General features: G+C 69.2%; 10 protein-coding genes. 8 read left to right on the plus strand and 2 right to left on the minus strand.

Annotated features, from left to right (window positions below; all coding sequences use genetic code 11):
- Positions 1-35: 35 nt before the first annotated feature.
- Positions 36-257, minus strand: a complete 222-nt coding sequence (locus tag HWX62_RS16950) for a cysteine-rich CWC family protein (protein WP_175928124.1) — start codon at positions 255-257, stop codon at positions 36-38.
- Between the two features lie 295 nt (positions 258-552).
- Here HWX62_RS16950 and argB point away from each other — a divergent pair, with 295 nt between their 5' ends.
- The 8 genes from argB to HWX62_RS16990 all read left to right on the plus strand — a co-directional run bounded on the left by argB (position 553) and on the right by HWX62_RS16990 (position 10704).
- Positions 553-1452, plus strand: a complete 900-nt coding sequence (gene argB, locus HWX62_RS16955; RefSeq protein ID WP_006490510.1) for an acetylglutamate kinase — start codon at positions 553-555, stop codon at positions 1450-1452.
- The gene (locus tag HWX62_RS16960) at positions 1449-2240 is read left to right on the plus strand and encodes a pyrimidine 5'-nucleotidase (RefSeq protein WP_175928125.1); all 792 of its coding nucleotides are present in this window, start codon (positions 1449-1451) and stop codon (positions 2238-2240) included. The genes argB and HWX62_RS16960 overlap by 4 nt, the downstream gene beginning before the upstream one ends.
- Positions 2207-2872, plus strand: coding sequence for a nucleoid occlusion factor SlmA (gene slmA, locus HWX62_RS16965; RefSeq protein ID WP_175928126.1), 666 nt, complete (start codon positions 2207-2209; stop codon positions 2870-2872). The genes HWX62_RS16960 and slmA overlap by 34 nt, the downstream gene beginning before the upstream one ends.
- Before the next feature lie 274 nt (positions 2873-3146).
- Positions 3147-6017, plus strand: coding sequence for an autotransporter outer membrane beta-barrel domain-containing protein (locus HWX62_RS16970; protein ID WP_175928171.1), 2871 nt, complete (start codon positions 3147-3149; stop codon positions 6015-6017).
- A gap of 357 nt (positions 6018-6374) precedes the next feature.
- Positions 6375-7520: a homoserine O-acetyltransferase gene (locus tag HWX62_RS16975; RefSeq protein WP_175928127.1), complete on the plus strand. Its 1146-nt coding sequence runs from the start codon at positions 6375-6377 to the stop codon at positions 7518-7520.
- The gene (gene metW, locus HWX62_RS16980) at positions 7517-8125 is read left to right on the plus strand and encodes a methionine biosynthesis protein MetW (protein ID WP_175928128.1); all 609 of its coding nucleotides are present in this window, start codon (positions 7517-7519) and stop codon (positions 8123-8125) included. Before HWX62_RS16975 ends, metW begins: the two co-directional genes overlap by 4 nt.
- 115 nt (positions 8126-8240) lie before the next feature.
- Positions 8241-9662, plus strand: a complete 1422-nt coding sequence (locus tag HWX62_RS16985) for an AmpG family muropeptide MFS transporter (protein ID WP_175928129.1) — start codon at positions 8241-8243, stop codon at positions 9660-9662.
- Positions 9652-10704, plus strand: a complete 1053-nt coding sequence (locus tag HWX62_RS16990) for a M48 family metallopeptidase (protein WP_175928130.1) — start codon at positions 9652-9654, stop codon at positions 10702-10704. Before HWX62_RS16985 ends, HWX62_RS16990 begins: the two co-directional genes overlap by 11 nt.
- Positions 10705-10725: 21 nt before the next feature.
- Here HWX62_RS16990 and HWX62_RS16995 read toward each other — a convergent pair whose 3' ends face one another.
- Positions 10726-11670, minus strand: a complete 945-nt coding sequence (locus tag HWX62_RS16995) for an AraC family transcriptional regulator (protein ID WP_175928131.1) — start codon at positions 11668-11670, stop codon at positions 10726-10728.
- Positions 11671-11723 lie beyond the last annotated feature (53 nt).

Raw genomic sequence — 11723 nt, forward strand, 5'->3', positions numbered from 1 at the left:
CGACGCGGCATGTCCGGGTATGCGCGCTCGCGCTGTCAGCCGGTCGCTCCCGCGATGCGTTGCGCGATCTCGTCGGCGAGGCATTCCGGGCAGCGGCAGCGCGCGCCGGGCGCCGGCGCGGCGCCCGGCGCCGACGGCATCGCGGCGCACCAGCAATCGAACGGCTGCGTGTGCGCGCCGCAGTCGAAACCGCGGCCGCAATGCGGACAACGCGCGCGGCGCGGGGTCGAACGGGCGTCGGCGGCGGAATCGGTCATGGTGAAAGCGCGGAAGCGGGCACGAACGTCACCCTACGCGACTAGCATAGCGCGGCCGTCGGATTTTGCACGTCGGCCGTCCGGCCGATGCGTGCGGCCGACGCTATCGGACCCACCGGGCGCGGCCCCCGCCCGGATCGCCGCCGCGGGGTTCGGCGCCTTGACAGGCGGGCCGCCGCGCGCGACGCCCGCGTGGCGCGATCCGCCGTCCGGCCGGCCCAAAAACCCGATGCTGCGCTGCGCCACTCCTGTACAATTCGGCCTGTTTCAACCGTTCCCAGCCAGAGCCGCCGCCATGTCCGAGCCCATCGACCTCTCGCAGATCGCCCCCACGCTGAAAGCAGAAATCCTCGCGGAGGCGCTGCCGTACATCCGTCGTTACCACGGCAAGACCGTGGTCATCAAATACGGCGGCAACGCGATGACGGAAGAGCGGCTCAAGCAGGGCTTCGCGCGCGACGTGATCCTGCTGAAACTGGTCGGCATCAACCCGGTGATCGTCCACGGCGGCGGCCCGCAGATCGATCACGCGCTGAAGAAGATCGGCAAGGCCGGCACCTTCATCCAGGGCATGCGCGTCACCGACGAAGAGACGATGGAAGTCGTCGAATGGGTGCTGGGCGGCGAAGTGCAGCAGGACATCGTGATGCTGATCAACCACTTCGGCGGCCACGCGGTGGGCCTGACGGGCAAGGACGGCGGCCTGATCCACGCGCGCAAGCTGCTGATGCCGGACCGCGACAACCCGGGCCAGTACATCGACATCGGCCAGGTCGGCGAAGTCGAGGCGATCAACCCGGCGGTCGTGAAGGCGCTGCAGGACGACGCGTTCATCCCGGTGATCTCGCCGATCGGCTTCGGCGAGGACGGCCTGTCGTACAACATCAACGCGGATCTGGTCGCGGGCAAGCTCGCCACGGTGCTGAACGCCGAGAAGCTGCTGATGATGACCAACATCCCGGGCGTGATGGACAAGGACGGCAACCTGCTGACCGACCTGTCCGCGCGCGAGATCGACGCGCTGTTCGAGGACGGCACGATCTCCGGCGGCATGCTGCCGAAGATCTCGTCGGCGCTCGATGCGGCGAAGAGCGGCGTGAAGTCGGTGCACATCGTCGACGGCCGGATCGAGCACTCGGTGCTGCTGGAAATCCTGACCGAGCAGCCGTTCGGCACGATGATCCGCTCGCATTGAGCGCGCGCCGCCCGCCCGCCAACCCCGACCTGCCGGCCCCGCTGCGGCGCCGGCGCATCTCGCGCAGCCGGCCGCGCGCCGGCGCGCCCGTGTGGCTGTTCGATCTCGACAACACGCTGCACCACGCGTCGCACGCGATCTTTCCCGAGATCAACCGTGCGATGACGCAATACATCGTCGACGCGCTGCAGGTCGAGCGCGCCGAAGCCGACCGCCTGCGCAACGACTACACCGAGCGCTACGGCGCCGCGCTGCTCGGCCTCGCGCGCCATCATCCGATCGACCCGCACGACTTCCTGCGCGTGGTCCACACGTTTTCCGACCTGCCCGCGATGGTGCGCGCCGAGCGCGGCCTCGCGCGCATCGTCGCCGCGCTGCCGGGCCGCAAGCTGATCCTGACCAACGCGCCGGAAAACTATGCGCGCGCGGTGCTGCGCGAGCTGGGCATCGAGCGGCTGTTCGAGCGCGTGATCGCGATCGAGCACATGCGCGACCGCCGCACGTGGCGCGCGAAGCCCGACCATGCGATGCTGCGACGGACGCTGCGCGCCGCGCATGCACGGCTCGCCGATGCGATCCTCGTCGAGGATACGCGCGGCCACCTGAAGCGCTACAAGCGTCTGGGCATCGGCACGATATGGATCACCGGCCACCTGCCCGGCCATCTGCCGGCGACCGGACGCCCTCATTATGTCGACCAGCGCATTCGTTCGTTAAAATCGCTGCGACTGGGCACACGATCGGGGCGACAGAAATGCAGCCGACTTACCCGCAGGACCACGCCGTAACGGAAAGCCAGGCCACACCCTCCCGCCCGCGCCCGAAGCCGGGCGAGCGCCGCGTCATGATCCTGCAGACGCTCGCGGCGATGCTCGAGGCCCCGAAACCCGAGAAAATCACGACGGCCGCGCTCGCGGCCCGGCTCGACGTGTCGGAAGCCGCGCTGTACCGGCATTTCACCAGCAAGGCGAAGATGTACGAAGGGTTGATCGAGTTCATCGAGCAGGCGCTGTTCGGGCTCGTCAACCAGATCGTCGCGAAGGAGCCGAACGGCGTGCTGCAGGCGCGCACGATCGCGCTGACGATGCTCAATTTCGCCGCGAAGAACCCGGGGATGACGCGCGTGCTGACCGGCGAGGCGCTGGTCGGCGAGGACGAACGGCTGACCGAGCGCGTGAACCAGTTGCTCGACCGCATCGAGGCGACCGTCAAGCAATGCCTGCGGGTCGCGCGCACCGAGGCGAATGCGCCGCTGGACGGCGCGACGCCGTTCGTGTTGCCGGCCGACTACGATCCCGGCGCGCGGGCGAGCCTGCTCGTCAGCTACGTGATCGGCCGGTGGCATCGGTTCGCGAAGGGCGGATTCCAGAAGCCGCCGGGCGAGCAGGCCGATGCGCATCTGCAGCTGATCCTGCATTGACGCGCGCCTGACGCGCACACACGCTGTCGCGCCAGCCCGTCGCAACGCCGTCTCTGCAGGCGTCGAAATTCGAACTCGTCCAATTCCACCCACCACTCGGCCGGGTTAATTTCCACCTGTCCAGGTAAAAACAGGTGAACGAGTGAATTGCGCATCCCTGCATTTTCGAGCCTCCGCCGACGCGCGGCGTGCCGTTGACGAGCCGTACGGCCCACCATCATTCGCGCCGCGCGCCGCGCAACTCGCACGCGCCGCGCTGCTCGCGGGCACGATAATGCCGTGTGCTTCGGCAGCCGAGATCACCGACGGCGGCGCACAGCGCGCGAACGGCGTCGTGCTCGACGTCGCGCCGGGTCAATATTCGACGGCCGGCTACGGCGAACCGGTGTTCTCCGCCGTCAATGGCGGCGTGCTGACCACCACCGGCAAGACCCGCGTGCTCTCGTCCGGCGCCAATTCGGCCGGTGCCGCCGTCAGCGGCGCCGGCTCGCGCATCGCGCTGCGCAACACCGAAATCCGCACCCGCGGCTTTCTTGCGACCGGCATCGACGCCCGTCTCGGCGGCAGCGTACATGCCGAAGACATCTCCATCGATACCGACGGCAAGAACGCGCACGGCGTCTATGTCGACGTCAACGGCACCCGCGTGGATATTGTCGACAGCGCGGTCGTGACGCGCGGTCGGGAAGCCCACGGCATCGCGGTGAACTCCGCGCCCGGCGCGATCATCAACGTCGCCGACACACTGGTCCGCACCAGCGGCACGGCCGCGTACGGCATGTTCCTCAGCTACGACGACATCCGTGCGACGCTGGCGCGCACCGACGTCGGGACCACCGGCGACTACGCGTCGGCGCTTTTCATCCCCGGCGCGTCGGTGGCGACGCTCGGCGACGCACGCCTGCAAACCGACGGTTACGCCGCGCTCGGCGTGGACACACGCCAGGGTCGGGTCGAACTTGCCCGCACGCGCGTCTTCACGCACGGCCAGAGCGCGCACGGGTTGTACGCATCGAAGGAGTACGACCCGACGCCGATCGTGCGGACAACCGATACCGACGTGGTCACGACCGGCGAGCGTTCGATCGGCGCGGTTGCGCGGCTCGGCGGCCGGATCGCGATGAAGGGCGGCAGCATCGCGACCAGCGGCCAGCGAGCCTACGGCATACTGTCGAGCGGCGCGGATTCGATCGCGTCGATCGACGACGGCGTCATCGCGACGACCGGCAAGGACGCAACCGCGCTGTACGTCGGCCAAAGCGGCACGATCGAGACGCGGCGCACGGACGTGCGCGCCGCCGGCGACGGTGCGGCGGCTGCGGGCGTCGACGGCGGCACGCTGGCGATTGACGGCGGCACGCTCTTCAGCGAACGGCACGCCGCGCTCGATGCGTCCGGCGGCGCCGTCTCGCTGAACGGTAGCGCACGCATTGCAAGCGGCACCGGCACGCTGCTGTCCGTCGATGCGCGGACGGGCGCGCCCGTCCGGCTGACCCTCGGCACCGGCGCGCAGGCGGCGGGCGACATCGTCAATCGGCCGGCCGACAAAGGCAGCCCGCCAGCGCCCGCCGTAACCGACGTCGCGCTGTCCGGCGCGGCGATGTGGGCGGGCGCGACGCACGCGGTGCGCGCACTGTCGCTCGACACCGGCAGCCGATGGGCCGTCACCGGCGATTCGACGGTCGGCTCCATCGCACTGAACGACTCGACCATCGCGTTCGCGCCGGGTGACGCGCGCCCGCCCCGCACGCTCGTCGTCGAGGGCGACTATGCGGCGCGGGACGGTCGACTGGTCGTCAATACGGTACTGCGCGACGACACGTCGCCGACCGACAGGCTCGTGATCGACGGCGGGCACGCGTCCGGCAACACCGGGATCGTCGTGAAGCGCGCCGGCGGCGACGGTGCGCAAACGCGGGTCGGCATCCCGATCGTCGAGACCCGCAACGGCGGCACGACCAACGCAACGGCGTTCGCGCTCGACGCGGCGTCGGATGGCTACCGGAACGGCTTCGGCACGTTGTCCGCCGGCGGCTACGACTACATGCTCAAACGCGGCGGCGACGGCGGCCACGAGGAAAGCTGGTACCTCACCTCGGCCGCGAGACCCGTGCCGCCCTCGCCCGGCCCGGTCGATCCCGACCCGCCGATCGAGCCGGAAGTTGTCCCGCCGCGCGCCGCCGCCCCCGAACCCGATGCGTACCTGGCCAACGCCGATGCGGCCGCGATGATGGCGATCCATACGCTGCATCAACGGGACGATCGATCGCTGCGCGCCGACCAACCAGCGTCCGGCTCGCTCGACGGCGCCGTCTGGCTGCGCGCCGAGGGGCAGTTCACGTCGATGTCGGGCGGCAACCGCAGCGTGTCGGGCAACGGCCGCCTGATTCACGCCGGCGCCGATCTGCTCCGTTTCGACGACGGCCGCGGCGGCAGCGTCCGGGCCGGCGCGATGGGCATGTACGGCAGCCAGACGAGCTGGTCGACGCGCCCGCTGTGGAACGCGATCGAGCAACGCGTCATGGATGCCACCGCGCGCGGCAGCGTGGGCGGCTACAACGTCGGCCTGTACGGCACCTGGTACGGCAACCGCGACATCCTGTCCGGCCCCTATGTCGATGCCTGGTTCATGTATGGCGCTTATGCGAACAGCGTCGGCGGCAGCCTCGCGGCCGACTCGTACCGGTCGCGCACGGTGACAGGCTCGATCGAGACCGGCTATTCGTTCCGCTTCTACGAGCGCGGCGACACGCGTTTCTATGTCGAACCGGAAGCACAGCTTGTCGTGTCCGACTATCGCGCGAACGCCCATGACTCGCCCGCCGGCCACCTCGACGGCCAGGGCTCGACCGACGTGCTGACCCGCCTCGGCGTGCGCGTGCACGGCGTGACCGCGATGCCGTCCGGCGGGGAATTGCGGCCGTTCATCGAGGCGAACTGGTGGCATGGCCCCGGATCGCGGTCGCTGACGCTCGACGGCAATACGTTCTCGTTCGGCGTGCCGCGCGATCGCGCCGCGTTCCGTCTCGGCGCGACGGGCCAGCTGTCGAAGCGCTTCGCCGTATCGGCCCGGCTCGGGGTGGAAGCCAACCTGTCCAACTATGTCGTCGTCAAAGGTGAGTTGGCGGCCAAATACCGCTGGTGAAGCGTGTTGGCCGCCGCGTGCCGGCGGCCCGTACTGCCTGCGCGGCACGCGTCGGTCGAGCCGACCGGTGCGGCCGCGCCATCCACCTGACAGGCCGAAGCCGGCTCCGCCTCCGGCGACCGCATCCGCGCTATCCGCAATTTCCGCTATACTCCTCCGACTTGCCGCCCCCTCGGCGGCAGGTCGGAAGCGCGCCGATTTGCTGACTCGATTGCGGGCGCGCGAACCGGCCGGGGCGTGAATGTGCGTTCGTCCCGGCGGTTCACTACAAATGCGGCTAAAGAGGTCGTCAGCCGCGCACCTTCGCCTCCGCGCACCGCCGACACCGTTTAGCCGCCCAGTCATAAGGCGGAACGAATGGAATCGATCGGCATCGTCGCTCCACAGACCATGCACTTCGCCGAACCGCTGCGCTTGCAAAGCGGCAGCGTGATCGGCAACTATCAGCTCGTCGTCGAGACCTACGGCGAGCTCAACGCCGCGCGCTCGAACGCGGTGCTCGTGTGCCACGCACTCAACGCGTCGCACCACGTCGCCGGCGTCTACGCGGACGATCCGCGCAGCACCGGCTGGTGGGACAACATGGTCGGCCCGGGCAAGCCGCTCGACACCAACCGCTTCTTCGTGATCGGCGTGAACAACCTCGGCTCGTGCTTCGGCTCGACCGGCCCGATGAGCATCGACCCGTCGACCGGCAAGCCGTACGGCGCGAAGTTTCCGGTGGTGACCGTCGAGGACTGGGTGCATGCGCAGGCGCGCGTCGCCGACGCATTCGGCATCGAGCGCTTCGCCGCGGTGATGGGCGGCAGCCTCGGCGGCATGCAGGCGCTCGCGTGGAGCCTGATGTATCCGGAGCGCGTCGCGCACTGCATCGACATCGCATCGACGCCGAAGCTGTCCGCGCAGAACATCGCGTTCAACGAGGTCGCGCGCTCGGCGATCCTGTCCGATCCCGATTTCCACGGCGGCGACTACTACGCGCACGGCGTGAAGCCGAAGCGCGGCCTGCGCGTCGCGCGGATGATCGGCCACATCACGTACCTGTCCGACGACGACATGGCCGAGAAATTCGGCCGCGCGCTGCGCCGCGCGGACGGCGCGCTCGACGCGTACAACTTCAGCTTCGACGTCGAGTTCGAGGTCGAGTCGTACCTGCGCTATCAGGGCGACAAGTTCGCCGACTACTTCGACGCGAACACGTACCTGCTGATCACGCGCGCGCTCGACTACTTCGATCCGGCGAAGGCGTTCGACGGCAACCTGACGGCCGCGCTCGCGCACACGCAGGCGAAATACCTGATCGCGAGCTTCTCGACCGACTGGCGCTTCGCGCCCGCGCGCTCGCGCGAGATCGTGAAGGCGCTGCTCGACAACAAGCGCACGGTCAGCTACGCGGAAATCGATGCGCCGCACGGCCACGATGCATTCCTGCTCGACGACGCGCGCTATCACAACCTGCTGCGCGCGTATTACGAACGAATCGCCATCGAGGTGGGCGCATGAACCAGCAAGCACTGAATTCCCTGTCCGCGCGCGCGGACTTCCGCGCGATCGCGCGCTGGGTCGAGCCGCGCGCGACCGTGCTCGACCTCGGCTGCGGCGACGGCTCGCTGCTGTCGCTGCTGATGGAAGAGCTCGACGTCACCGGCTACGGGATCGAGCTGAACGACGCCGGCGTGCTCGCGAGCACGAAGAACGGCATCAACGTGATCCAGCAGAACCTCGAGGACGGCCTGCGCCTGTTCGAGGATCACAGCTTCGATTTCGCGATCCTGTCGCAAACGCTCCAGACGATTCACCAGACCGCGGCAATCCTGCGCGAAACCGCGCGGGTCGGGCGCGAATGCATCGTGTCGTTCCCGAACTTCGGCTACTGGGCGCACCGGCTGTCGGTGCTGCGCGGCCGCATGCCGGTGTCGAAGTCGCTGCCTTACCAGTGGCACAACACGCCGAACGTGCGGGTGCTGACGATCAAGGATTTCGAGGCGCTCGCGCCGGAAGTCGGCGTCACGATCCTGGACCGCATCGTGCTGCACGAAGGCCAGCCGATTCGATGGGGAGCGAACTGGCGTGGTAGTCTTGCTGTCTACCGCGTCAAGCGCAGCTGAACCGGGGGCCGTTGACGGAAGATCCGGTCCGCACGCGCGAGCGGCCGCCCCCACTGCGCCGCTCGCGCCGCCTGCGCTGCCGCCGCCTTCAGTCAACGCTACCCAGTTCCAGTCCATGTCGAAAACGCCACACGAGGCGCCCGCACTCACCGCTCACGAGGATCACCCCGGCTGGCGCGCCTATCTGAACACGCACATGCTGATCTGCGTGTTCCTGGGCTTCACGTCGGGCCTGCCCCTCTTCACGCTCGTCTACCTCGTGCAGGCATGGCTGCGCTCAGAGGGCGTGAACCTGAAGGAAATCGGCCTGTTCGCGCTGATCCAGTTCCCGTATACGTGGAAATTCCTGTGGGCGCCGCTGATGGACCGCTACATCCCGCGCCTGCCCGGCTGGCGGCCGGGCCGCCGGCGCGGCTGGCTGCTGCTCACGCAGGTGCTGCTCGCCGGTGCGATCGCCGCGCTCGGCTTCGTGTCGCCGCGCGATTCGATCTGGACGGTCGCCGCGCTCACGACGCTCGTCGCGTTCTTCGGCGCGAGTGCCGACATCGTGATCGACGCGTACCGCCGCGAGCTGCTGCGCGACACCGAGCAGGGCCTCGGCAACGCGGTACACGTGAACGCGTACAAGCTCGCCGCGCTGATCCCCGGCTCGCTCGCGCTGATCCTGTCCGACCACCTGCCGTGGGACGCCGTGTTCGCGATCACCGGCGCGTTCATGCTGCCGGGCATCCTGATGACGCTCGTCGTGCGCGAGCCGGAAGTGGTCGGCGCGCCGCCGCGCAACCTGCGCGACGCGATCGTGCTGCCGTTTCGCGAATTCATCCAGCGCGACGGCTGGGCCGGCGCGCTGCTCGTCATCGCGTTCATCTTCCTGTTCAAGATCGGCGACACGATGGCCACCACGCTGTCGACGTCGTTCTTCCTCGACATCGGCTTCAGCCGCACCGAAATCGGCATCGTCGCGAAGACCACCGCGCTCGTCGCGAGCGTCGCCGGCGGCATCATCGGCGGCGTCTGGCTCGTGAAGATCGGCATCGGCCGCGGGCTGTGGATCTTCGGCGCGCTGCAGATGGTATCGACGCTCGGCTTCGCGTGGCTCGCGCAGCTCGGCCCCGGCTCGCCGGTGCTCGCGGTGCTCTACGACTTCACGGTCGCCGCCAGCCACGCGCTCGCGTCGTTCATGTCGGTGTTCGGTATCGAGATCACGCCAACGCTGAGCCCGATGACGGTCGCCCTCGCGATCGTCTACGGGTTCGAAACCTTCACGACCGGCCTGACGATGGCCGCGTTCGTCGCGTATATCGCGAGCACGACCGACCCGCGCTATACGGCCACGCAGTTCGCGCTGTTCACGAGCCTCGCGTCGGTGCCGCGCACGCTCGCGTCGGCCGCGAGCGGCTTCGTCGTCGCGAAGATCGGCTGGTACGACTATTTCATCGTGTGTACCGCGCTCGCGATTCCCGGCATGCTGCTGCTGTTCAGGATCGCGCCGTGGAACGGTGCCGCACGCAACGGCGAGGCGAGCCGTGCGCGGTAACCGCCGGCAGCGCCTCGCGCACGCGGCGGCCGCGTTGAGCGTCGGCGCGGCGGCACTGGCCGCGACGGGCGCGCATGCGACCGACACCGGCGCGGCCGCGGCGGGCTCCGCGCCGGCCGCGGCGCAGCCCACGCCGCCCGCCCCGGCCACGTCTGCCGCACCCGTTCCGCCGTCGGCCGCCGAAGGCGCGCAGCCGACCGGCGCGGCGGTGCCGGCGAAGGCCTATACGCCGACGCCGCAGCAGGTCCGCTACGGCAACGCGATCGCGTTCCGCACGCTGATCCCGTCGCCGCTGCTCGAACAGCTCACCGCGAGCGAATACGCGCAGATCGTCCAGGCGGCCGCCGACAGCAACCGCCTGCTGAGCGCGAACCAGCCGCGCGTGAAGCGGCTGCGCGCGATCGTCGCGAAGCTCGCGCCGTATTCGGTGAAGTGGAACGACCGCGTGAAAAGCTGGGCGTGGGACGTCAACGTGATCCGCTCGCGCGACATCCGCCTGAGCTGCCTGCCGGGCGGCAAGGTGCTCGTGTACGGCGGCATGCTCGAGCGCGTGCGCCTGAACGACGACGAGTTCGGCGTACTGCTCGCGCACGGCATCGCGCATGCGCTGCGCGAACACGCGCGCAGCAACTTCAGCGCGACCTCGCAGACATCGTTGCGCGCGGCCGCGCTGCCGCCGCTGTTCGGCGTCGGCGAGCCGCTGCCGCAGGCGCTGAACCTCGGCGAGCGCCTGCAGTCGCTCCACTACGATCCGACCGACGAAACCGAGGCCGACGTGATCGGCGGCGACATCGCCGCACGCGCGGGCTTCGATCCGCGCGCGGCGATCACGCTGTGGGACAAGCTCGCGGCCGCCACCCGCGCGAACAAGGCGTCCGGCTTCATCTACACGCACCCGTACAGCAACGCGCGCCGCCAGGATCTGCTGAACCGGCTGCCGGACCTGATGCCGCTGTATGCGAAGGCGACAGGCAAACGCGTCGAATCGCTGCCCGACTACGCGGGCATCAGCGCGCAGCGGCGCAAGATCGTGCGTCGCTGAGCCGGCCGGCGACGCCGGACGCTATGCATCCGCGTCCGCCATGGCCGGGCGCACCCCGCTGTCACGCATCCAGCGCACGTCATCGCCGGGGCTGCGGCCGAACAACCGCTTGAACTCGCGACTGAACTGCGACGCGCTCGCATAGCCGACCCGCGCGGCCGCCGCGCCGGCGCCCAGCCCGTCGCGCACCATCATCAGCCGCGCCTGGTGCAGCCGCGCGGTCTTCACGTACTGCATCGGCGACGTCGCCGTCACGTGCTTGAACTGCGCGTGGAACACCGCGAGGCTCATCCCGGCTTCGCGGGCGAGCGTCTCGACGTCGAGATCGGCCGTGAGTTCCGCATGGATGCGCCGCAACGCCTTCGCGATGCGGCCGAAATGATGCTGCTGCACGAGCGCCGCGCGCATCGCGTCGCCCTGCTCGCCGGTCAGCACGCGATACGCGATCTCGCGCATGATCGCCGGACCCAGCACGCGCGTGTCGTGCGGCGACGCGAGCGCTTCGAGCAGCCACACGACCGCATCGGCCAGCGGCGCGTCGAGCGGCGTCGAATAGACGCCGAGCGGCTCGCTGAGCGCCGCGCCGAGCGTCTCGTCGAGCAGGATCGCGAGCTCGGCGATCACCGCGAGATCGACGCGGATCGAGATCGCGAGAAATGGCTCGTCCTTGCTCGCGAACGTCTCGCATTCAAACGGCAGCGGCACCGACAGCACCAGGTATTGCTGCGCGTCGTATACGAACGAACGGTCGCCGAGATAGCCGAGCTTGCGCCCCTGGCACACGACGACGATGCTCGGCTCGTACAGCACCGGCATGCGCGGTACGGAATGCGTGACACGAATGAAGCGCACGCCGTCGAGCGCCGCGAGCGTGTCGCCCTCGTTCGGCGCGAGCCGGGTGTGGAGCTCGATCATGCGGCGCTGCAGGCGCTCGCCCGCGTCGGCCAAAAGGGGCTGGAAGCTCATTGGCGTGGTCCTGTCCGGCAAGAGAATCTGGCTGGCAATGTAGCACCTTGAAC

The sequence above is a fragment of the Burkholderia sp. BCC0506 genome, from assembly GCF_902833145.1.
Classification (GTDB): domain Bacteria; phylum Pseudomonadota; class Gammaproteobacteria; order Burkholderiales; family Burkholderiaceae; genus Burkholderia.

Coding starts and splice junctions, on each gene's coding strand:
- HWX62_RS16950 (WP_175928124.1), bottom strand. CDS start 257: ATGACCGATTCCGCCGCCGACGCCCGTTCGACCCCGCGCCGCGCGCGT.
- argB (WP_006490510.1), top strand. CDS start 553: ATGTCCGAGCCCATCGACCTCTCGCAGATCGCCCCCACGCTGAAAGCA.
- slmA (WP_175928126.1), top strand. CDS start 2,207: ATGCAGCCGACTTACCCGCAGGACCACGCCGTAACGGAAAGCCAGGCC.
- HWX62_RS16970 (WP_175928171.1), top strand. CDS start 3,147: ATGCCGTGTGCTTCGGCAGCCGAGATCACCGACGGCGGCGCACAGCGC.
- HWX62_RS16975 (WP_175928127.1), top strand. CDS start 6,375: ATGGAATCGATCGGCATCGTCGCTCCACAGACCATGCACTTCGCCGAA.
- metW (WP_175928128.1), top strand. CDS start 7,517: ATGAACCAGCAAGCACTGAATTCCCTGTCCGCGCGCGCGGACTTCCGC.
- HWX62_RS16985 (WP_175928129.1), top strand. CDS start 8,241: ATGTCGAAAACGCCACACGAGGCGCCCGCACTCACCGCTCACGAGGAT.
- HWX62_RS16995 (WP_175928131.1), bottom strand. CDS start 11,670: ATGAGCTTCCAGCCCCTTTTGGCCGACGCGGGCGAGCGCCTGCAGCGC.